At 75.1% G+C, this 20,547-nt stretch carries 15 protein-coding genes; 14 read left to right on the forward strand and 1 reads right to left on the reverse strand.

Annotated elements, in window-relative coordinates:
• Positions 1 to 45: 45 nt before the first annotated feature.
• The 13 genes from ACIP5O_RS27145 to ACIP5O_RS27205 all read left to right on the forward strand — a co-directional run bounded on the left by ACIP5O_RS27145 (position 46) and on the right by ACIP5O_RS27205 (position 18,765).
• Positions 46 to 621 carry a TerD family protein gene (locus tag ACIP5O_RS27145; RefSeq protein WP_125660357.1) on the forward strand — a complete coding sequence of 192 codons (576 nt, stop codon included), beginning with the start codon at positions 46 to 48 and terminating at the stop codon, positions 619 to 621.
• Between the two features lie 52 nt (positions 622 to 673).
• Positions 674 to 970 carry a twin-arginine translocase TatA/TatE family subunit gene (locus tag ACIP5O_RS27150; RefSeq protein WP_401297543.1) on the forward strand — a complete coding sequence of 99 codons (297 nt, stop codon included), beginning with the start codon at positions 674 to 676 and terminating at the stop codon, positions 968 to 970.
• A gap of 233 nt (positions 971 to 1,203) precedes the next feature.
• Positions 1,204 to 1,374, forward strand: coding sequence for a thiazolylpeptide-type bacteriocin (locus tag ACIP5O_RS27155; protein ID WP_031128743.1), 171 nt, complete (start codon positions 1,204 to 1,206; stop codon positions 1,372 to 1,374).
• A gap of 466 nt (positions 1,375 to 1,840) precedes the next feature.
• On the forward strand, positions 1,841 to 3,751 hold the full coding sequence (locus tag ACIP5O_RS27160) for a BTAD domain-containing putative transcriptional regulator (RefSeq protein ID WP_401297545.1): 1,911 nt from the start codon (positions 1,841 to 1,843) through the stop codon (positions 3,749 to 3,751).
• Positions 3,752 to 3,905: 154 nt separating this feature from the next.
• Complete coding sequence (locus ACIP5O_RS27165) at positions 3,906 to 6,200, forward strand: TOMM precursor leader peptide-binding protein (RefSeq protein ID WP_401297547.1); 2,295 nt, start codon at positions 3,906 to 3,908, stop codon at positions 6,198 to 6,200.
• The gene (locus ACIP5O_RS27170) at positions 6,190 to 8,142 is read left to right on the forward strand and encodes a TOMM precursor leader peptide-binding protein (RefSeq protein WP_401297549.1); all 1,953 of its coding nucleotides are present in this window, start codon (positions 6,190 to 6,192) and stop codon (positions 8,140 to 8,142) included. Before ACIP5O_RS27165 ends, ACIP5O_RS27170 begins: the two co-directional genes overlap by 11 nt.
• 75 nt (positions 8,143 to 8,217) lie before the next feature.
• On the forward strand, positions 8,218 to 9,894 hold the full coding sequence (locus ACIP5O_RS27175) for a nitroreductase family protein (RefSeq protein ID WP_401297551.1): 1,677 nt from the start codon (positions 8,218 to 8,220) through the stop codon (positions 9,892 to 9,894).
• Between the two features lie 18 nt (positions 9,895 to 9,912).
• Entirely contained in the window at positions 9,913 to 12,777 is a 2,865-nt protein-coding gene (locus tag ACIP5O_RS27180) for a lantibiotic dehydratase (protein WP_401297553.1), read from the forward strand.
• The gene (locus ACIP5O_RS27185; RefSeq protein ID WP_401297555.1) at positions 12,765 to 13,898 is read left to right on the forward strand and encodes a lantibiotic dehydratase C-terminal domain-containing protein; all 1,134 of its coding nucleotides are present in this window, start codon (positions 12,765 to 12,767) and stop codon (positions 13,896 to 13,898) included. The genes ACIP5O_RS27180 and ACIP5O_RS27185 overlap by 13 nt, the downstream gene beginning before the upstream one ends.
• Positions 13,895 to 15,034 (forward strand): metalloprotease, encoded by a 1,140-nt coding sequence (locus ACIP5O_RS27190; RefSeq protein WP_401297557.1) that lies wholly within the window; start codon positions 13,895 to 13,897, stop codon positions 15,032 to 15,034. Before ACIP5O_RS27185 ends, ACIP5O_RS27190 begins: the two co-directional genes overlap by 4 nt.
• A 70-nt stretch (positions 15,035 to 15,104) precedes the next feature.
• Positions 15,105 to 16,067, forward strand: a complete 963-nt coding sequence (locus ACIP5O_RS27195; RefSeq protein WP_401297558.1) for an ATP-binding cassette domain-containing protein — start codon at positions 15,105 to 15,107, stop codon at positions 16,065 to 16,067.
• Positions 16,064 to 16,819 (forward strand): ABC transporter permease, encoded by a 756-nt coding sequence (locus tag ACIP5O_RS27200; protein ID WP_401297560.1) that lies wholly within the window; start codon positions 16,064 to 16,066, stop codon positions 16,817 to 16,819. The genes ACIP5O_RS27195 and ACIP5O_RS27200 overlap by 4 nt, the downstream gene beginning before the upstream one ends.
• Positions 16,816 to 18,765: a TOMM precursor leader peptide-binding protein gene (locus ACIP5O_RS27205; protein ID WP_401297562.1), complete on the forward strand. Its 1,950-nt coding sequence runs from the start codon at positions 16,816 to 16,818 to the stop codon at positions 18,763 to 18,765. The genes ACIP5O_RS27200 and ACIP5O_RS27205 overlap by 4 nt, the downstream gene beginning before the upstream one ends.
• A 37-nt stretch (positions 18,766 to 18,802) precedes the next feature.
• Here ACIP5O_RS27205 and ACIP5O_RS27210 read toward each other — a convergent pair whose 3' ends face one another.
• Positions 18,803 to 19,915 carry a hypothetical protein gene (locus ACIP5O_RS27210; protein ID WP_401297564.1) on the reverse strand — a complete coding sequence of 371 codons (1,113 nt, stop codon included), beginning with the start codon at positions 19,913 to 19,915 and terminating at the stop codon, positions 18,803 to 18,805.
• 199 nt (positions 19,916 to 20,114) lie between these two features.
• Between ACIP5O_RS27210 and ACIP5O_RS27215 the strand changes: the two genes are divergently transcribed.
• Positions 20,115 to 20,531: a CBS domain-containing protein gene (locus tag ACIP5O_RS27215; protein ID WP_401297566.1), complete on the forward strand. Its 417-nt coding sequence runs from the start codon at positions 20,115 to 20,117 to the stop codon at positions 20,529 to 20,531.
• Positions 20,532 to 20,547 lie beyond the last annotated feature (16 nt).

Here is a 20,547-nt window from a genome sequence, read left to right on the forward strand (position 1 = left end):
CATCCGGGGCCGGGCTCCGCCCGGTCCCGTACGAAGGGATGCGGCATGGGTGTGAGTCTGGCCAAGGGCGGCAACGTCTCGCTGAGCAAGGAGGCGCCGGGGCTGACCGCGGTCGTGGTCGGTCTGGGCTGGGACGTCCGGACGACCACCGGCGCCGACTACGACCTGGACGCCAGCGCGCTGCTCCTGAACGAGGCCGGCAAGGTCGTCTCCGACCGGCACTTCGTCTTCTACAACAACCTCACCAGCCCGGACGGTTCGGTCGAGCACACCGGCGACAACCTCACGGGCGAGGGCGACGGAGACGACGAGAGCATCAAGGTCGGCCTGTCCGCCGTCCCCGCCGAGATCCAGAGGATCGTCTTCCCCGTCTCCATCCACGACGCCGCGAACCGCGGACAGAGCTTCGGCCAGGTCCGCAACGCCTTCATCCGGGTCGTGAACCAGGCCGACGGCGCCGAACTCGCCCGCTACGACCTCTCCGAGGACGCCGCCACCGAGACGGCCATGGTCTTCGGCGAGCTCTACCGGCACGGTGCCGAGTGGAAGTTCCGCGCGGTGGGCCAGGGGTACGCCTCCGGCCTCGCCGGCATCGCGGCCGACTTCGGCGTGAACGTCTGACCTCCGACCGCCCGCGCTCGCCCCCGCCGCCCCTCAAGAGGACACGGACACCATGTTCGGCATCAGCGAAGTAGCCGTTCTGCTCATCGTCGTCATCCTGCTCCTCGGCGCCAAGAAGCTTCCCGAGCTGGCCCGTTCCCTGGGCAAGTCGGCCAGGATCCTCAAGAGCGAGACCGCCGCGATGAAGGCCGAGTCGGCGCCGCCGTCCGCGACCGGGGGACCGTCCGCGTCCGGGGGGCCGACCGTGCTCACGGGGATCGTCCACCCCGCCCCGCGCGACACCACCCGTCCCCCGGCGGGTCCGGCAGGCCCGACGAACCCCTCCGGCTCCGACGCGCCCCGCGCCTGAGCCGGTCCCGCACAGTCCGCACGCTCCCGCGACCGACGCGACCGGCACGACCGACACGACCGGCACGGGTGGCGTGCGGACGGCGGCGCGTGCCAGTGGTGCGTCAGCGAGTCGTCAGCAGTGTGCCAGCGGGAGGCGTGTCCAGCGGTGAGCGGAGGGCGGTGGAATGGTTCCGTACCGGTACCCACGAGGTCACCGGACCGGCGATCCGCCCTGACTCATCGGGAGGCACCATGAACAAGGACCTGAGCACCCTCGCGGACGAGATCCTCGAGCTCGAGGCCGAGACCTTCGAGATCTCGGACTACTCGGACGCCAGCGAGGTCGTGCTGGCCGGCTGCACCAGCACCAGCTCCACCTCGACCTCCAGCTCCACCTGCAGCACCACCTCCTGCTCCGCCTGACCCACGGTCGGCTCGCAACGTCCACCGGCCCGCGGCCGGCGCGGACCCCGCCCGGTCGGCACCCCCTCCACGAAGAGGGGGCACCGACCGGGCGTTCCGCATGCCTCCTCACCCGCCCCTCCGGGACCGGCGTGAACACCTCCGCAACGCCCGGAGAACTCCGCACGGATGCCAAATCGCCTTCAGGGAAGGCGAGTTCGCCTGGAAGCCGTCGAGGGCGCCTCCACCAGTGACGCTGCCGCCGCGTGCCCCGTCCCGGCCTCCCTCCGCGCTCCTCCGGCATTTCACCGACCCCCTTGACCGTGCGATCTACGCAGGTAGACACTCACCACTGCCACACGGCCGAACCACGCGTGAAGACGGCTTCACAGGTGCTCCTTCCTGCCCGCGGCCGTCGGACACGTCTCCCGGAAACGCCGTGGCAGCCCGGTCCGGCAGGGGTTCAACCGTCAACGGAGGGAACTCGGTGCGTTTCCAGTTGCTCGGTCCGCTCAGCATCACCGACGGGCGTGACGTGGTGGTCCTCCCACCGGCCAAACCGACGTCGCTGCTCGCGGCGCTCCTGGTCCGCCCCGGCGAAGTGGTCCCCACGTCCCGTCTCCGGCAGGCCGTCTGGGGCGAGGAGCAGCCGGCGACGGCGAAGGCGGCCCTGCAGAGCTGTGTCCTGCGGCTGCGCCGCCTCTTCGCCAAGTACGACATAGAGGACCGGGCGGTGGTCGCGGTCGCCGGCGGTTACCTCCTCCCCGCCGACGGCGACACCCTCGACCTGCTGCACTTCCGCCGCCTGACCGCCGAGGCCGAGGGAGCCGGGGAGGCCGAACTCCCCCTGCTGCGCAGGGCCCTCGACCTGTGGCGGGGGCCCCTCCTCACCAACGTGCCCTCCGAGCTCCTGCACCGCGACGAGGTGCCCCGGCTGGTCGAGGAGCGATTAAGGGTCCTGGAACGCGTCTGCGAGATCCAGCTCGCCCGGGGCCGATGTCGCGACGTCCTGGTGGACCTGTGGGAGGCCACCCGGGCCCGCCCCCAGCACGAGGGGCTCGCCGCCCAGCTGATGCGGGCGCTCTACCGGGTGGGACGGCAGAACGAGGCACTGGCCGAGTACCGGAGGATCAGGACGCACCTCCGGGACGAACTCGGCGTCGATCCCGGTACGGAGCTGCAAGAACTGGAACTGGCCATCCTGCGCGGCGACGAGCCCCGGGGGCCCGTTTCGGACACCGTGACGCTCACCTCCGCGTCACCCGCGCCCGCGTCACCCGCGCCCGCGTCACCCGCGCCCGCGCTCTCGTTGCCCACGCCGCTCGTGCCCCACGGCTCGCCCGACGGCCCGGAGGAGGCGCCGGCCGGACCCCGTTCCGCCGAGGGCGGCCACCCGGGGCCACGCCTGCCCCACGTCCCCGGGTTCACCGGCCGCACCCGGGAGACCGCCGCCCTGGTGAGCCATCTCGGCGAGGGCGGGCGGAGCGGCTCCGCACCCGTGCTCGCGGTGGTCTCGGGCGGTCCCGGCATGGGCAAGACCGCGCTGGCCCTGCACGCCGCGCACCTGGTGGCCGACCGGTATCCGGCGGGCGCCGTCCTGCTGCCGCTGAGCGGACCCGACGGCACGCCCCGGTCCGCCGACGAGGCCGCCGCGGAGCTGCGCTCGCTCCTCCCCTCCGGCGCCGGCCCCGGCTCCTCCCTGGTGATCCTCGACGACGTCGTGCACCCGGACCAGGTGCGGCGGTTCCTCGACGCGACCGGCTGCGGCGCCGTCGTCGTCACCAGCCGCATGGGCCTGGCCGCCCTGGTCGCCACGCACGGGCCCGCGGTGCTTCCGCTCGGCGCCCTGCCGCCGCAGGAGTCCCGCGCGCTCCTGACCGCCGTCCTGGGACAGGAGCGGGCGGCGGCCGAGACCGGCGCCGTGCACACCCTCACGGAGGCCTGCGGGCACGTGCCGCTGGCCCTGCGGATCGTCGCGGCCCGGCTGCTCACCCGGCCGAGGATGCGGCTGGCCGACCACGCCGCGTGGCTGCTGCGGGACCTGCCCGCCCGGCTCGCGCTGCCCGACGACCCCCGGATGTCCGTGCCGCTCGCCCTCGACGGGGCCCTGCGCCGACTGCCCGCCCCGCTCGCCGACGCGCACCTGCGGCTGGCGCGCCTCGAAGGACGGATCACCGCGCCGGACGCGGCCGGTGCCCTCTCCCTCTCCGAGGCGGACGCCGAGGAGGTGCTCGAACGGCTCCTCGACACCGGGCTCGTCGAGGAGGACCAGCCCGGGGCCCTCCGCATGAACCCGCTGTTCCGCGCCCACGCGCTGCACCGCTCCACCCGTACGAGCGGCGCCCCGCAGTCCCTCGTCGCCGCGGTCCGGCACGCGCTGCCGTCCGGCGCCACCTGACGCCCGGCACTTCCCTTCCCGCCCACGCTCCGCCCTGCTCCGTCCCGCCCTGCCACGGGGAACGGCCGACCGGCCCGTGCTCCCCGACCCCGCACGTCCCGCCTTTCAGTTCCGCGCGGCCCACGAGGCCCCGACCCGGAGGTGCGTTCCCCGCATGCCCACGACGCCGTACGAGGAGACCGCCGGCACCCGGCCCAGGGTGCGCCGCGACGTGCTGTTCACCGAGACGCCCAAGGGCGTGATCTTCCACAACGCCGACGGCGGCTTCCAGGTCACCTCCCCGTCCGCCTACCGCTTCGCCACCCTCCTCGTCCCCCACCTGGACGGCGGCCGGACCGTGGCCGAGATCTGCGAGGGCTTCAAGGAGCCGCAGAAGGCGATGGTGGGCAGCCTGGTGAAGGCGCTGTACGCCCGTGGCTTCGCCCGGCCCGTACCGGACCCGGTCGAGGGGAGCGCGTCCGTGGAACCGGCGGTCGCCGCCCGGTTCGCGCAGCAGATCGCGTACGTCGACCACTACGCCGACGGCGCCGAGGGCCGGTTCGCCGCCTTCCGGAACACCCGGGTCGCCGTGCTCGGCGACGGCCCGGTCGCCCGCTGGTGCGCGCTCTCCCTGATCCGCAACGGCTGCGCCTCCGTCGGCGTCGAGGCCGCCCTGGCCCAAGGGCCCGCCACGGCGGCGGAGTTCGGCGCGCTCCGGGCGGAGGCGGAGGAGCTCACCGCCGGGGGCAGTCCGGCGGAGGTGACCGTGCTGCCGGACGCCGGTTCCGGCGGGGCGGGCGGCTGGGACGCGTACGCGGGGTACGACGTGGTGGTGGCCGCCGCCGGGCGCGACGCGTTCGGGACCTCGATCGCCCTCGTTGAGCGGGGCGTTCCGGAAGGCCGTCTCCTGCTCCCCGCCTGGACCTTCGGCGGACGGGTGGTGGTCGGACCGGCCGGCACGCCGGACTCCGAGGGCTGTGTGGCCTGCGCGGCCCTGCGGCTCGGCGCGACGGGGGACGCGGCGGTGGCGGCCGACCTGTGGAGCGGACTCGCCCTGAACGGACGCGGGTCCCTGGGGAGTTCCGGCACCACACCGCGCGGCCCGCTCGCCGCGATGCTCGGGAACCTGCTCGGGTACGAGGTGTTCCGGCTGGTCACGGAGGCGCTGCCGGCCGAGACGCGGGGGCAGGTGCTGCTCCAGGACACGGCCTCCTTCGACGTACTGGCGGAGCGGCTGCTGCCCCATCCGCGCTGCCCGTTCTGCCGGACGCCGGCCTCCCCCGCCGAGCCCGTCGACCTCGCGGAGGCCGCCGGACGGCCCGCCTTCCGGCCGGTGGTCGCCGCCGCTCCCGAGGACGGGGCGACCGAGGGGCCACTGGCGGACCTCGACCGGCGTTCGCTCGCGGTCCGGCCGTCCGTCGGGGTCTTCACCCGGTACGCGGACGAGCCGGTCACCCAGACCCCGCTGAAGGTCGGCGCCGTGGAGGTCGGCCTCGGCGCGGCCGGGACGCGGACCGTCGTCGCCTTCGACGTCCAGCACACGGCGGGCGCCCGGCTGCGCGCCCTCGACGCCGCCGCCGTGGTGTACGCCGAACACGTCGTCCCCACCGTCCCCGCCGCCTCCGCCCCGGGGACCGGCTCCGCGGCGGGCCACGAGAAGGCGCCCCACCGGGTGGAACCGGACGCGCTGACCACCGCCACCGGGGCCGGGGGCGACCCGGTGGCCTCCTGGGTCCTGGCCACGTCGCTCCTGACCAAGGAGCCGGTCCGGGTGCCGGCCGGCGCCGTCCGCCCCTTCGGGCCGGACAACCAGGACCGCCGCTTCGAGCCGTCCCGCGCCGGGGCGGGCGCGGGCGCCGGTCTGCCGGAGGCCGCGGCGGCCGGTCTGCTGTCCGCGCTCGCCCACGACGCGCTGCGGCGGTCCGTACGGGGAGCGGGGCGTACGGCGGGGATCCCCCCGGCCGTGTTCGACGAGGCCCCCGAGACCCGCTTCCTGCTGCGTTCCGCCGGGCACCTGGGTCTGGACGTCGAACTCCTCGACCTCGGGGAGGAGGAGCGCACGGGGGTGTCCGTCGTCCTCGCCAGGACCCGGTCGGCGGGGCGGAAGGGAGGTACGCAACCGGGCCGCTGGGCCGTCGGCGCCGCCCTGGACCGGACCGACGCGGCCACCGACGCCCTGCGCGACCTGCTCGGCGCGGCCCAGCTCGCCGCGGAGGGCGTGCTCGGCACGGAGGACGGGCCCGACACCGGCGACCCGCTCCTCGCGGACCTCGACGCGGCCCTGATCCCGGTGACGGCCGACGCCCCCGCGCCCGCACCCTCCGCCGTGGCCTGGGCGGACGTGCTGGAACGCCTCGCCGCCGCGGGCCGGGACGCCCTCGTCGTGCCCACGCACGCCGCCGACCTGCCCGCCGCCGGCGTCCACACCGTCCGGGTCCTGCTCACCAGGGCGGCCGGCGATGACCGCTGACCTCGTCGAGGCCCCGGCCGACGGGGCCGGGGAGGCCCGGCACGAGGCGTGCCGCCTCTTCGCCGAGGACCTCCGCCGCGCCCTGGCGGAGCTGCCGTCCGCGCCCGGCCGCCCGGTCCCGGACGTCACGGTCTCGGCGCTGGGCGTACGGGACGCCTTCCGGGTACGCCGGGAGGGCGCCGCCCCGCGCTCCGCGCTCCCCGTCCACCTGTACGGCGGACACGTCCTGGTCGGCCCCCGGCCCGTGGCGGACCGGCCCGGCTGCGGCGTCTGTCTGGAGCGCCGCTGGCAGGGCGTGCGGTCGGTGGGCCTGCGGGAAGGGCTCGAACTGCGCGGCGGCACCCGGGAGGCGGGGCCGTGGCCCCACCGGACGCCGTTCGCCGCGCGGGCGGTCGCCGCCCTGGTCGCCGGGCTCGCCGCCGCTCCCCCGGACGCCCGGGGCCCCTTCCCGGACGTGTGGCTCGTGGACCTGGAGCGGCTGACCGTGCGGCACCATCCGCTGGTGCCGGAGCCGGACTGCCCCGACTGCGGCGTCCCGGAGCCGGTGGCGGCGGAGTCGGCCGCCCTCGTCCTGCGGCCCGCGCCCCCGTACCGGCCGGGCGCCAGGCGGGTGCGGCCGGTGGAGGCGTACGGCCTGCCGGTGGACGCGTTCGCCAACCCGCACTGGGGCGCGGTGGGTCCGTCGGTGGTGTGCGACGTGACCTCGCCGACCACCTCGGCCACCGTCGGCTGCTTCTCCAGCCGGTCCGGGGAGTACCTGCGGGAGACGTTCTGGGGCGGTCACGCCGACACGTACCGCGCCAGCACCCTGATCGGCGTCCTGGAAGGTCTGGAGCGGTTCGCGGGGATGCGGGCCCGGGGGCGTGCCGTCACCCTGACGGCGTCCCTGGACGAGCTGGGGCCGACCGCCGTCGACCCCCGGGAGACCGGTCTCTACACGGAGGAGTTCCACCGGGCCAACCCGTGGGTGCCGCCGTTCGCCCCGGACCGGCCCGTCCCGTGGGTGTGGGGCTGGTCGCTGCGGGACGGGATCCCCCGTGCCGTGCCCGAGGTGCTCGCGTACTACCACAAGCCGGGGATCGAGCACCGGTTCGTCCAGGAGAGCTCCAACGGCTGCTCCTCCGGGGGAAGTCCGGAAGAGGCCGTGCTCGGCGGTCTGATGGAGGTCCTGGAACGGGACGCCTTCCTGCTGGCCTGGCACGGCAGGCAGCCGCTCCCCGAGATCGACCCGGCGACCAGCGCCGACCCGCGCACCCGGGTCATGGTGGACCGGATGGCCCTGTACGGGTACCGGGCCAGGTTCTTCGACACCCGGATCACCTTTCCGGTGCCCGTGGTCACGGGCGTGGCCGAGCGGTTCGACGGGGGCCCGGCCCGGATGTGCTTCGGGGCCGGGGCCTCCCTCGACCCGGAGGCGGCGCTCGCCGCGGCCCTGTGCGAGATCGCCACCGACTCGGTGCAGCTCCTCCAGCGGTTCGAGCGGAACGAGGCCGGATACCGGGCCATGGCCGAGGACTTCGCGAAGATCACCAGTCTGCACGACCATCCGCTGGTGTACGCGGTGCCGGAGATGGGCCGCCACGCCGACTTCCTGCTCCGTCGGCCCTCACCCCCGGCGCCGGTGGCCGTGGCCGATCTGCGTCCACCCGGGTTCGAGGGGATCGGGGCGGACGTGCGGGACGACCTGCTCGTGGCGGTGGAGGCCGTGACGTCCGCCGGGTTCGACGTGGTCGTCGTCGACCAGACCGCGCCCGAGCAGCGCGCCCTGGGGCTGCACACCGTGAAGGTGCTCGTGCCCGGTCTGCTGCCGCTCGACTTCGGCTGGACGCGGCAGCGCGCCCGGCACATGCCCCGCACGCGGACCGCGCTGCGCGAGGCGGGGCTGCGGCCGGACGACCTGGCCGGGGCCGACCTCAATCCCGGCCCGCACCCCTTCCCGTGACGCCCCGCCGGGCAGTGCCATCCGACCGGGCGAGCACGCCCGACGCCCGGGGAAACCCGGAGAAAGGGGGATCCCATGGGATACGCCCATGAGTACGCGCACGCCGTCCTGCACCGCGGCCGCGTTCCGATGGAGCCCACCGACCACGTCGTGAACTGGGCGGACGGTCCGCGCCGGGGCAAGTACTACCCGGGCGCGGAGGCGTTCGCGCTGCCGGAGACCGAGGACCTCCCGGACGTGCCGATCGGGCCCGCTCTGCTGCCCGGCGCCGGCGGGGGCCCCGCGCCCGAGCCCCCTACCGGGTTCGGTCTCCCGTTGTTGTCGGCGATGCTGAAGGACTCGTACGGACTGACCGGCCGCCGCCTCGGGATCCAGGCCAACACCGATCTGGCCGGGCTGCCGTACTACCACCACGCCAACTGGTCGCGCGGCACGGCCGGCGGCGGCGGGCTCTACCCGGTGAGCGTCCACTGGGCGTCCGGCCCCTCCGGCCCGCTCACCCCGGGCCTCCACTACTACGACGTCCAGCGGCACGCCCTGCAACGGCTGCTGACCGGCGACGTCACGGGCCGGGTCCGCGAGGCGCTGGGCCCGGACGCGCCCGACGGGGCCCTCGACACCGACCAGTACCTGGTCCTCGGCGTCAAGTACTGGCAGAACTCCTTCAAGTACAACAGCTTCTGCTTCCACGTGGTCTGCACCGACCTGGGCACCCTCGCGCAGACCTGGCGGATCTGGGCCGCCGCCCGGGGGCTGCGGCTCGCGCCCGCGCTGTGGTTCGACGAGCCCGCCCTGAACGGGCTGCTCGGGGTGCCGGGCGAGGAGGAGGCGGTGTTCGCGGTGGTGCCGCTGCGCTGGGACGGGGCCGGAGCCGGGCGAGTGGGACCGGAGACCGCCCGCCCCGGAAGCGCCCTCCCGGAGGCCCCGCGCACGGACCCGGACCACCGCCCCGCCGTGCGGCACCGGGACGTCGAGCGCTCCCGTACCCTCCTCGACTTCCCCCAGGTCCGCGCGATGCACCGGGCGACCCTGGAGGGGGCCACCGCCCGGCCCGCCCCGGGCGCGCTGGCCGCCGCCGCGGCCCTCACGGACACGGCTCTCACGGACACGGCCGACGGGGGCGTGCGCACGCCCCTGCCCGCACCGGCCTTCCCCGGCACCGGCGTGCGCCGGGCCCTGCGGGAGCGCCGTTCCAGCTTCGGGCGGTTCGACGCGCGCCGGGAGGTGTCCGCCGGGCACCTGTCGTCGGTCCTGGCGGCCTGCGCCGGGACCCGGCTGGCCGGTGACACCGACCCGTCCGGGGAGCACCGGCTCGCCCGGCTGTACGTCTTCGTCAACCACGTGACGGGGATCGGGCAGGGCGCGTACGCGTACGACCCCGACCGCGGCGACCTGCGCGCGGTCGTCACGGGGCCGCAGGGCCCGTTCCTCCAGGAGAACTACTTCCTGGCCAACTACAACCTGGAGCAGGCCGGGGCGGTCCTGGTGCCCACCGTGCGGACCACCGCCGTCCTGGACGCCGTCGGCGACCGGGGCTACCGGCTCGCCGTCGCCACCGCCGGGGCCGTCGCCCAGAGCTTCTACCTGGCGGCCTCGGCCCTGGGTCTGGGCGCGGGCGTGGCGCTGGGCTTCGACAACGTCTCGTACGCCGAGCGGCTCGGGCTCACGGACGGCGACGAGGCCCCGCTGCTCATCATGGCCCTCGGTCACGAACGGCCCGGGCCCGCCGACTTCCGCCACGAGATCGCCTGACGGCCTCGGAGGATTCCCATGACACGCACAGAGTCCGGCGTCCCGGACGCCCGTGACACAGCCGAGGCCGCCTGGGAGCCCGGCAGGCGCTTCGTGCTCCGGGTGGCCGGTCTTCCGGTCGAGACGGTCCACGGGCTGCGCTGCCCGGGCACGCGCCGCTGGGCCGACGCCGTACTGGACGAGGAGGAGCGCCTCGCCGCCGAGGGGGCACTGCTCGGCGACCGCCTGCACGCCCTGGTCGGATCGACCGCCGCGCCCGGGGGCGGTGACGGGGACGCCGGAGTGCGCCGCGCGCTCCTCGACCTGCGGCGGCGGATCTTCAACAACCGGCTGCCCGCCGATCCCGACGCCGCCGTGCGCCTGGTGACGGGACTCGACCGGGACGCCGGCGAGCGGACCGCGCGGTGGCTGCGGGGCCGGGCGCGGCTCGCGGAGCTGACGGCCGAAGGCGCGGAGCTGCTCGACGGCGAACTCCGCGAGAGCCGGGGCGCGTTGCGCCGCGTGCTCACCGAGGAGCGGTTGCGCCACGGTCTGCTGCTCGCCTCGCCCGCCCTCGACGCGCGCCTCGACGCCTATCTGCGCGACACGAGCCCGCGGCCGGGCAACCGCCTGCGCAAGATCGAGCGTTCGGCGCTCACCTACCTCTACCGCACGGCCTGCAAGACCAGCCCCTTCAGCACCTTCACCGGCGTCGGCCTCGCCTCCTTCGCGGGCGATCCGGCGGAGGATCCGGCTCACGACGCCGGTCTGCGCATCGACGGGGAGTGGGTGAGCCACGTACGGCTCAACGTCGTCGTGCTGACCCGGCTGACCGAGCTGATCACCGCCGATCCGGAGCGCCGCCGGGACCTGCCGGTGGTCCTCTCGCAGGGCTGGGAGCGGGACGCCGACCGCATCCGGTACGTGCGCCACGTGACGACGGCGGGCGACGACGGGGCCGCCGTCACCTTCGACGCGGTCCGCGACCGGTTGTTCTTCCTGCGCGGCAGCGGCGCCCTGGACCGGCTCCTGGAGTGGCTCGGCGGACGGGACGGGAAGGTGCGCCACCGGGACCTGGTGGAGTGGCTGGACGGTGAGCACGGGGCCGGCCGCGAGGTGTGCGAGCGGTACGCCTCGGCCCTCCTCGACGTCGGCATGGTGCAGGTCCCGGTGCTCCGCACGGACGTGCACGGCCGGGATCCGCTGCGCTCCTACCAGGACGCCCTGCGCTCCCTCGGCGCGCCGTGGGCCGACCGGCTCGCGGACCTCCTGGACGGCCCGGCCGACTGCCTCGCCCGCTACCCGGGGGCGGGCGTCGACGAGCGGCGCGCCCTGCTGGGCACGCTGCGGAGCCGACTCCAGGAGGTCCAGGCCGGGTTGGGGGCCGCCGAGCCGTCCCTTCCGCAGACGCTGGTGTACGAGGACGTCAGCGCGGGCGACGGCCTGGTCTGCGGGGCCGGTGTGCTGGGCGGGGGGACGGGCCGGGCGCTGCGGGCGGTCGAGGGGGTGCTGCCGCTGTTCGACCTGACGCTCCCCCAGCGGATCACCCTGCTCGGCTTCTTCGTCGCCCGGTACGGGCGCGGCGGCCGCTGCGACGACCTGCTCGGTCTGGTCCACGACTTCCACGAGGACTTCTTCGACCAGTACGTCTCCTTCACCTCCAAGCGGGTCCGCTTCGGCGAGGACGGGGCGTACCGGCCGGAGGAGAACTGGCTCGGGCAGGAGGAGATGCGGACCCTCGACCGGGCCCGCCGCCGCTTCCACGACGGCGTGCGCGCCCTGTGGGAGCGGGAGGTGGACCCGGAGACGGAGGAGGTCGAGCTGCCGGGCGGCCTGCTGGCGGAGACGGCCGGTGAACTCGCGCCGCTCACCGGGCACTTCGTCCCGCAGAGTCACCACCTCCAGCTCTCCCGGCCCGCCGGGGGCCGGTCGCTCGTCGTGCTCAACAAGTCGTACGGCGGGCTCGCCTTCCCCTTCAGCCGGTTCACCCACCTGTACGACGGTGCCGGGGCGGCGGGCCCCGGCCTCTCCGACGCCCTGCGCGGGGAGACGGCGGCCCGGCGGCCGGAGGGGGCGGTGTTCGCGGAGGTCACCGGTGGGCCGGTCAGCAGCAACCTGAACCTGCACGGACGGCTGACCGACCACCAGATCGTCTGCCCGGGCGAGACCGGCACGGTGCCGGAGGAGGCCCGGATCCACCTCGACGACCTGTACGTCGAGCACGACGAGAGGGCCGGGCGGCTGGTGCTCCGCTCCCGGCGCCTCGGCCGCGAGGTCGTGCCGGTCTACCTCGGCTACCTGGTGCCGATCGCGCTCCCCGACATCCCCCGCACCCTGCTCCTGCTCTCCCCCAGCACCATGGCCCCCTTCGACGTGTGGGCGGGGGTGCCGGAGGGCGCGGCCGTGGACGGGGTCACCCGCAGGCCCCGGATCCGGCACGGGGACGTGGTGGTCGGGCGGCGGAGCTGGACCGCGCCCGCGGAGGTCCTGCCGGTCCGCCGCCCGGGAGCGGGCGAGGAGGAGCACTACCTGGACTGGCAGCGGTGGCGGCGGGCCCACGGCCTGCCCGACCGCTGCTTCGCCACGGTCTCCCGGGCGGACCGGGGACCGGTCGGGGCCAAGCCGGTCCACGTCGACTTCGACAGCCCGCTGTCCCTGGCCGCGTTCGACGCCCTGGTGGAGCGGAAGCCCGGGGTCCGGGTGGCGTTCCAGGAGATGCTGCCCGCCGAGGACGGCCTCCACGTCACCTCGGAGCGCGGCCGGCACGTGGCCGAACTCGCGGTGGAGACCTTCACCACCCGCCGGGCCCCCGCACACCGTTCCGCCCCGCAGCCCCGTCCCGTTCCGCAGCCCCGTCCCGTCCCGTCGTCCGGCCCGGAGGTCGCCCCGTCATGCCCGAACTGACCGAGCCCGCGGCCTTCCGCCCCGCCCCGGAGGGGGCCGCCCCCTCCCCCTGGCTGGCGCTGCACGTCTTCTACGCCGCCAACCCCCGCCCCCTCCTCGTCGACTGCGTCCGCCCGCTGGTCGACGGGCTCACCGAGGACGGACTGCTGGCGGGGCACTTCTTCATCACCTACTGGCTGGAGGGACCGCACGTGCGGCTGCGGCTCCGCCCGAGCGGTCCCGGCGCCGAGGCCGAGGTGCGCCGGCGCGCCGAGGAGGCGATCCAGGGGTTCCTGAAGTCCCGCCCCGCCCTCTACGAGGTCGACTCGGGCTTCCTCAAGGACTTCTACGACTCGCTCTTCGACATCGAGTTCCCGGGCGAGGACCGGGCCCGTTACACGGGCCCGGACGGGCGGATGAACCTGCGGCCGAACAACTCCTTCTCGTACGAGGCGTACGCCCCCGAGTACGCCAAGTACGGCGGCCCCGCCGGGGTGGAGCTCGCCGAGTGGCACTTCCGGCACTCCAGCGACCTGGTCCTGGAGGCGTACCGAAGCATGAACCTGCACCTGCGGACGGTGCTGCTCGGGACGTCCGCCCAGCTCATGATGGTGATGGCGAGCTGCTTCCTCCCCGAGGAGGAGCGGCTCGCGGACTACCTCGACTCCTACTACGCCTTCTGGCACCGGCTGTTCCCGGGGACCGGCTTCATCGGGTCCACCGAGTACGAGCGCACGTACGAGCGGATGGCGCCCTCCCTCGGGGCCCGGTTCGCGCGGATCCGGGAGGCCGTGGCGGGCGGCGGGACGGCCGGGCTGCCGGTGTTCCTGCGCCGCTGGGCCGAGCACTGCCTGGAGCTGCGGGAGCGGGTGGTGGACCTCACCGAGCGCGGTGACCTCGCCTTTCCCGCCCGGGAGGGGCCGGCCCGTGAGGACACCGGTCAGGAGCGCGCCGAGGACCCGGACGCGGCTCCCCTCGTGCCCGTCACGCACGTGCCCGCGGTGCTGCCCCGGCTCCTCTCGCCGTACATGCACATGACGAACAACCGGCTGCACGTGACGATCCGGGACGAGGCGTACCTGTCGTTCGTCCTGGGCAGGGTCCTGCGGGAGTCCGACCACGGGAAGCAGGACGTCTCTTGAGCGCCGTCGACCGGACGAGCAACGACCGCTCCGCAGAAGTCAGTTCGGCCGCGCGCGCCTACCGGCCCGCGATGCGGCCGGGCGTGCTGATCGGTCCGCCGGTGCTGCGCGGCCCGCGGACCGTCCACCTCGTCAAGCACCCGGTGAGCGGCGCCGCGTTCGAGGTGGGGCCCAAGGAGCGCTTCGTCATGGGTCTGCTGGACGGCACGCGGGACGCGGACGACGTCGTGGCCGCGTACGCCGAGCGGTTCCGGCTCCGGCTCCCCGAGGCGCAGTGGACCCGGCTGCTCGGGCTGCTCGGGGCCCGGGGGCTGCTCGCCGGGGCGCCGGACCCGGCGCCGCCCGAGCCGCCGCCCGCCCGCACCGGCACCTTCTGGAAGGGCAGCCGGCGGACGGTCGCGGACGCGCACGCGACCGCCGGGCGGCTCCACCGGCTGCTGTCGCCGCTGCTGAACCCCTGGGTCCAGCTCCCGCTCGTGGTCGCGTACGCGGTGATGACCGTCGCCGTCCTCGCGCGTCCGGCGGCTCTGCTCGACGGGCTCGCGGCCCTTCTCGCCCGCCCCTCGGTCCTGGTCCCGTTCGCCGTCCTCCTCTGGTTCGGCGTCTGCCTGCACGAGCTGGCGCACGGCGTCGCGGCCCGGCACTACGGCGGGGTGGTCACCGAGATCGGGCTGCGCTGGCGGTTCCCGGCGCTGATGATGTACTGCACGGTCGACAACTACCCCTTCCTGCCGGGGCGCCGGGCGAAGCTGGTGGTCGCGGCGGCAGGCGCCCACGTCAACCTGCTCCTCCTGCTGCCCGTCGGGCTCTGGTGGGCGCTCCTGGACGCGGCGGACCCGGCGCGGCCGCCGCTCACCGGGATGCTCTTCGCGGGGATCGTGCAGGCGCTGGGCAATCTGGTCCCGCTGCCGCCGCTCGACGGGTACCGGATCCTGAGCCACCTCCTGGGCACCACGCACCTCGCCCCGGAGACCCGTACCTACCTGGCCCTTCGCCGGCGCGGGCGGGAGGCGGTCGCCGCCTATCCGCCGCGCGTCCGCCGCCTCTACGCGTCCTACGCGGTCGCGTCGGTCGCCCTGGTGCTGCTCGCCGCCGGCGGCGCCTGCACGGCCGTCGTCCTGCTGCTGTCGCGATGACCCGCCCGCCCCTGTCCGCCCCACACCCTCCCCCGCGGAAGACCACGCGATCCACGAATGAGGTATTCGGATGAGCTCCTCCCCCACCACCGGCCCCGCCGGGGCTCCCCCGGCCGTCGAGGTCACCGGCGTGACCAAGAGCTACGGCGGCCGGAAGGCCGTCGACGGGGTGTCCCTGGACATCCGGCGCGGTGAGTTCTTCGGGCTGCTCGGGCCCAACGGGGCGGGCAAGTCCACCCTGGTGGAGATCATGGAAGGGCTGCGCAGGGCCGACTCCGGCACGGTCTCGGTGTTCGGCGAGCCGCCCTGGCCGCGCAACACCGCCCTGCTGCCGCGCATGGGCGTGCAGACCCAGTCCTCGGCGTTCTTCGTGCGGCAGACCGTCCACGAGCACCTGCGGACCGTCGCCGCGCTGTTCGGGGCGGACCGGGCGGCCGTCGACGCCACCCTGGAGTCCGTGGGGCTCGGCGGGCGGCACGGCGTCCGGGTGGACGACCTCTCCGGCGGGCAGCGGCAGCGGCTCGCCATCGCCTCGGCGCTGGTCCACGGCCCCGAGCTGATCTTCCTGGACGAGCCGACGGCCGCGCTCGACCCGGAGGGCCGGCGCGATCTGTGGGAGGTGCTGCGGGACCTCAAGGCGGCGGGCCGGACCATCGTGTACACCACGCACCACCTGGACGAGGCGGAGGCGCTCTGCGACCGCGTCGGCATCCTGGTGGCCGGCCGGCTCGTCGTCACCGACGCGCCGCAGCACCTGATCGGCACCTTCGGCGCGAGCAGCCGGCTGCTCGTCCCGCTCGGCCGGATCGACGAGGAGCGGGCCCGGGCCCTGCCCGGCGTGGACGGGGTCACCGTGCAGGGCGGGCACCTCGTCCTGGAGACGCGTTCCACCGGCAAGGTGCTCTCCGCCCTCGACGCCGCGACGGGCCTCGACGGCGTGCAGACCCGTACGCCCAGCCTCGAGGACGTCTACCTCGAACTCACCGCCCGGCGGGACCCCCTCGCCCCGAACACCCAGGAGCAGCAGGCATGAGCGCCTATTCCGCGCTGACCGCGGCGGGCTACCGCGCCCAGGTCAGGGACAGGACGACGGTCTTCTTCACGTTCGCCTTCCCGCTCCTCTTCCTCGTCGTCTTCGGTCTCGTCTTCCGGGGGAAGGACGTCGAGGAGAGCGGCTTCTCGTACCTGTCGTACACCGCTTCCGGGGTGCTGTCCTGGGGCGTCGCGAACGCCGCCGTGTTCGGCATCGCGTTCACGCTGATGCAGTGGCGCGCGGACGACATCCTGCGGATGATCCGGATGTCGCCCGCACCGCTGTCCTCCGTCATCGGGTCCCGGTACGTCCTCGCGCTCGGTGTGGGGCTCGTGCAGTCGGTGCTGTTCGTGGGGGTGGCGATGCTCCCGGGGTTCGGGCTCGTGCCCGCCTCGCGGTGGCCGCTGCTCGTCCCGGTCCTGGCCCTGGGCATCACGACCTTCCTGCTGCTCGGGGTGATCATCGGCAGCATCGCCGACACGCCGGAGTCGGTCGCGGGCATCGCCAACTTCCTGATCCTGCCGATGGCGTTCCTCTCCGGTTCCTTCTTCCCGCTGGACTCCATGCCGGAGTGGCTGCAGCACGTCTCCCGGGTCCTGCCGCTGCGCTACCTGAACGACGCGGTGTCGGCCGCCCTGACGGGCCGCGGGGACCTCTCCGACATCGGGGTGGGGTGTGCGGGGCTCGTGGTGTTCGGCGTGCTCTTCGGGGCGGTCGCGGTGCGCTTCTTCCGCTGGACGAAGAACTCATGAGCACCGCCGCGCTCCCGCACCCGCTGGCGGAGGCACGTGACGCCCTCCAGGCCGCCCTGGACGGCCGGTTCGGCGCCGGCGCGCCCCGGGTCGTGCCGGTCGGGGCCGTCGGCGCCGGGGGCGGCCGGGTCCCGGACCCGTGGGCCGCCGACCGGCCGTCGGCCCTGGTCCACCTGAGCGCGTCGGCGGTCCTGCTCGGGCCCTGGGGAGGCGACGGGAGCGCGCCCGCCTGCGGCCGCTGCCTGGCCCTGCGGTGGCAGCGGCTGCGCAGCCGGAGCGAGCGGGACGCCCTGGAGACCGGCGGTCCGGACGGCCCCCGGCCCGCCGCCGCCTGGCCGCCGCTCACCGGGCACGTCCACGACACGGTGGCCGCGCTGTGCGAGGCGCTGCTGCGCGGGCCGCTCCCGGCGCCTCCCGCCGCGCACCCGGCGGACCGGGCGCTGTCGCAGGTGACCCGGGTGGACCTGGCGACCCTGCTGGTCAGGACGTATCCGCTCCTCGCGGACCCGCTCTGCCCGGACTGCGGGCCGGGAGGGCGGGCCCCGGCGGAGGACGGCGGCGCCCCGTCGCTCGCCCTCGTCCCGCGCCCCAAACCGGACCCGGACGGCTACCGGCTGCGGTCGGCCTTCTCGTACCCGCTCCCGGTCGACGCCCTGGCCAATCCGGTCTGCGGGGCGCTCGGGGCCGGGACCTGGACGGACGTCACCTCGTCCACGACCGCGCCGGTGGCCGGGAGCGTGTTCGTCCGGGGGTACGCGGGGCTGCACGACGTGACCTGGAGCGGGCAGGAGAACTCCTTCGCCACCAGCCGCCGACTGGCGTTCCTGGAAGGGTTGGAGCGGTACGCGGGCACCCGCCGGCGCACCGGACGGGCGCCGGTCGTCGCCCCGTACGACGCGCTGGGGGACGAGGCGGTCGACCCGGCGGCGTGCGGCCTGTACGCCCCGGAGACGTACCGGGACGACCCCATGGTCAGGCCCTTCGACCCGGCCCGGCCCATCCCCTGGGAGCGGGGCTGGTCGCTGCGGGACGGGCGTCCGGTCCTGGTGCCGTCGCGGCTGGTCCACTACAGCGTCCCGACGGCCGACGACGACTTCGTCTTCGAGTGCTCCAACGGCTGCGCCATCGGCGGCTGCCTGGAGGAGGCGGTCCTGGGCGGTCTGCTCGAACTCGTCGAGCGGGACTCCTTCCTGAACGGCTGGTACGGGGCGGCCCGGCTGCCCCGGATCGACCTGGCGACGGTCGGCGGGCCCACGGTCGCCGCCATGGTGGAGCGGGCCGCGCTCCAGGGCTACGACGTGCACGCCTTCGACAACCGGATCGACCTCGCGGTCCCCGCCGTCACGGTGGTCGGGGTCCGCCGGGACGGCGGCCCGGGCACGCTGTCGTTCGCGGCGGCCGCCTCGCTGGACCCGAGGTCGGCCGTCGAGGGCGCCCTGTCGGAGGTGCTGAGCTACATCCCGCACCTGGCCCGCCAGACGGCCGAGCGCCGGACCGAACTGGAGGCGATGGCCGACGACTTCTCGCTCGTACGGCACCTCAAGGACCATCCGCAGCTCTACGGGCTGTCCCGGATGGCCGCGTACGCGCGCGCGTACCTGGAGCCGTCGGAGGCCCGGCCGTTCGGCGAGGTGTACGGGGAGTGGGAGGACGGCGGCCGGCCCCGCACCGGGGACCTGCGGGACGACGCGGCCGCGGTCGTGGACGAGCTGGCCCGGGCGGGCCACGACGTCGTGGTGGTCGACCAGACCACGCCCGAGCAGGAACGGGCGGGGCTGCGGACGGTCGCCACGGTGGTGCCGGGGCTGCTGCCGATCGACTTCGGCTGGAACCGGCAGCGGGCCCTGCTGATGCCACGGCTGCGCACGGCCCTCCACCGGGGCGGCCACCGCTCCCGCGCGCTCACGGAGGCGGAGCTCCTGCGGGCGCCGCATCCCTTCCCGTGACCCGGGCGGGGCGCCCGCCGGGTGCGCCGGACAGGTCCTAGCGGCCTATTCCGTGCGACTCGACCATCGGGGTGGCGGGGGCGCGGGACATTCTCACCGCCCTGCCCCGGGCGGTCTCGAAGGCCGTCACCGGGTCCCCGTCCCCGCGCCAGGGTTCGGCGCCGCACCACGGGCCGATGAGGCGGAACTGCTCCAGGGCGGGCCCGTACATCCTCGACTTGAGCAGGTAGTGCGCGAGGAGGTGGCGCAGGACGGGCAGGCGCTCGTCGTCGGGGTCGACCTCGGCGAAGGAGGCCGCGATCCGCTTCAGGCGGTTCTTCGCCGCGTGAGTGGCGGGGAGCGGGGAGGCGGCGGGGCGGTCGGTCAGTTCGTTCAGGGCGTGCAGGTACATGCCGGCGAGCGGGCTGCCCTGCGGGGCCTTGCGGACCGCCTGCCGGGCGAAGCGCATCATCAGCCTGTCGCTGCCGAACCACTTGGCGCACCAGTACTGGAGAGCCTGCCAGTGCCCCTCGTAGTGGTGGGGCGCCCGGGCGGCGAGGCCGTCCCAGAGCGGCCGGAACTGGGTGCGGCCGTACTGGGCGCCCCGGGCCGCGGTGACCATGACGACCCAGGGGCCCGGGTTCGCGGGGTCGAGCAGGGCGGCCCGTCGCGCCTCCTCGATCGCGGCCGGGAGCAGGGCGCGGAACTGGTTCATCCGGTCCGTCGGGACCTCGTGGGCGAAGCCGCCGCCCCGGATCTCCCAGGCCCGGTGGACCATGATCCGGGCGTGGAGGGTCGCCGCGTCGCAGTTGCCCGGCTCGGCCGCGCGCCACGCGTCCAGCCAGGCGTCGTCCTCGCGAGCGATCTCCTGGAGGAGTTCGGTCCGGGACCAGCGCTCGTCCCAGTCGTCGCCCGCCGCCGTAACGTAGGCCTCGGCGGCCCGCCAGTTCCCCTTCCACGCCGCGTCGGCCACGGCCTGCCTCTCCTGTCGCCGGTACGGCGGCGAGGGCGGGCCGGGGCGGCTCGGGTCGAGCTGTTCGCGGGGCGCGAGCCCGTAGTCGGAGGCCCTGAAGTGCTCACCGACCCAGCGGTCGGTCCGTCCGGGGGCGATGAAAAGGCGGTAGAGCACGCAGAGGAACACGCCGAGCACGACGGCGAGGAAGATCGTCACGGCCGGGAATCATCCCCCACCCGGTCACTCTCCGCAAGAGACGGGCCAACGATACGGCGAGGTCAGGGGCGGGGAGCGGAGGAATCGGCGGCCGGCGCCCGTCCGCGTGTTTTCCCTCGGAGCCGCAGGGCAGGCGCGTTCGTATCAGTACTTCTGTGGACTTGTTGCACGCCCCCCGGAACGGATGCGGGTGATCCCCATGACCACGGCACGCGAGATGATGACGCCGGACGCGACCTGCGTGAAGGCGAGCGAGACCGTGCGCGACGCCGCGCGGAAGATGGCCGAGCTCGGAGTCGGCGCCCTGCCGATCTGCGGCGCCGACGAGAAGCTCAAGGGCATGCTGACGGACCGCGACATCGTCCTGAAGGTGGTGGCCAAGGGCCTGGACCCGGCGGAGTGCCGGGTGAGCGACCTCGCCCAGGACGAGATCGTCTACGTCCGGGCGGACGCCGAGGCCGACGAGGTGCTCGACGTCATGAGCGAGCACCGGGTCCGGCGCGTGCCCGTCATCGACAGCCACGTCCTCGTCGGCATCATCGCCCAGGCCGACGTGGCCCGCGCCCTGCCGGACCGCAAGGTGGGCGACCTGGTCGGAGCCGTCTCCGCCGACTGACCGGACGGCCTCACGG

The organism is Streptomyces sp. NPDC088915 (assembly GCF_044749825.1).
GTDB lineage: Bacteria > Actinomycetota > Actinomycetes > Streptomycetales > Streptomycetaceae > Streptomyces.

Coding starts and splice junctions, on each gene's coding strand:
- ACIP5O_RS27175 (WP_401297551.1), top strand. CDS start 8,218: ATGGGATACGCCCATGAGTACGCGCACGCCGTCCTGCACCGCGGCCGC.
- ACIP5O_RS27205 (WP_401297562.1), top strand. CDS start 16,816: ATGAGCACCGCCGCGCTCCCGCACCCGCTGGCGGAGGCACGTGACGCC.
- ACIP5O_RS27195 (WP_401297558.1), top strand. CDS start 15,105: ATGAGCTCCTCCCCCACCACCGGCCCCGCCGGGGCTCCCCCGGCCGTC.
- ACIP5O_RS27185 (WP_401297555.1), top strand. CDS start 12,765: ATGCCCGAACTGACCGAGCCCGCGGCCTTCCGCCCCGCCCCGGAGGGG.
- ACIP5O_RS27170 (WP_401297549.1), top strand. CDS start 6,190: ATGACCGCTGACCTCGTCGAGGCCCCGGCCGACGGGGCCGGGGAGGCC.
- ACIP5O_RS27155 (WP_031128743.1), top strand. CDS start 1,204: ATGAACAAGGACCTGAGCACCCTCGCGGACGAGATCCTCGAGCTCGAG.
- ACIP5O_RS27150 (WP_401297543.1), top strand. CDS start 674: ATGTTCGGCATCAGCGAAGTAGCCGTTCTGCTCATCGTCGTCATCCTG.
- ACIP5O_RS27165 (WP_401297547.1), top strand. CDS start 3,906: ATGCCCACGACGCCGTACGAGGAGACCGCCGGCACCCGGCCCAGGGTG.
- ACIP5O_RS27200 (WP_401297560.1), top strand. CDS start 16,064: ATGAGCGCCTATTCCGCGCTGACCGCGGCGGGCTACCGCGCCCAGGTC.
- ACIP5O_RS27145 (WP_125660357.1), top strand. CDS start 46: ATGGGTGTGAGTCTGGCCAAGGGCGGCAACGTCTCGCTGAGCAAGGAG.
- ACIP5O_RS27180 (WP_401297553.1), top strand. CDS start 9,913: ATGACACGCACAGAGTCCGGCGTCCCGGACGCCCGTGACACAGCCGAG.
- ACIP5O_RS27215 (WP_401297566.1), top strand. CDS start 20,115: ATGACCACGGCACGCGAGATGATGACGCCGGACGCGACCTGCGTGAAG.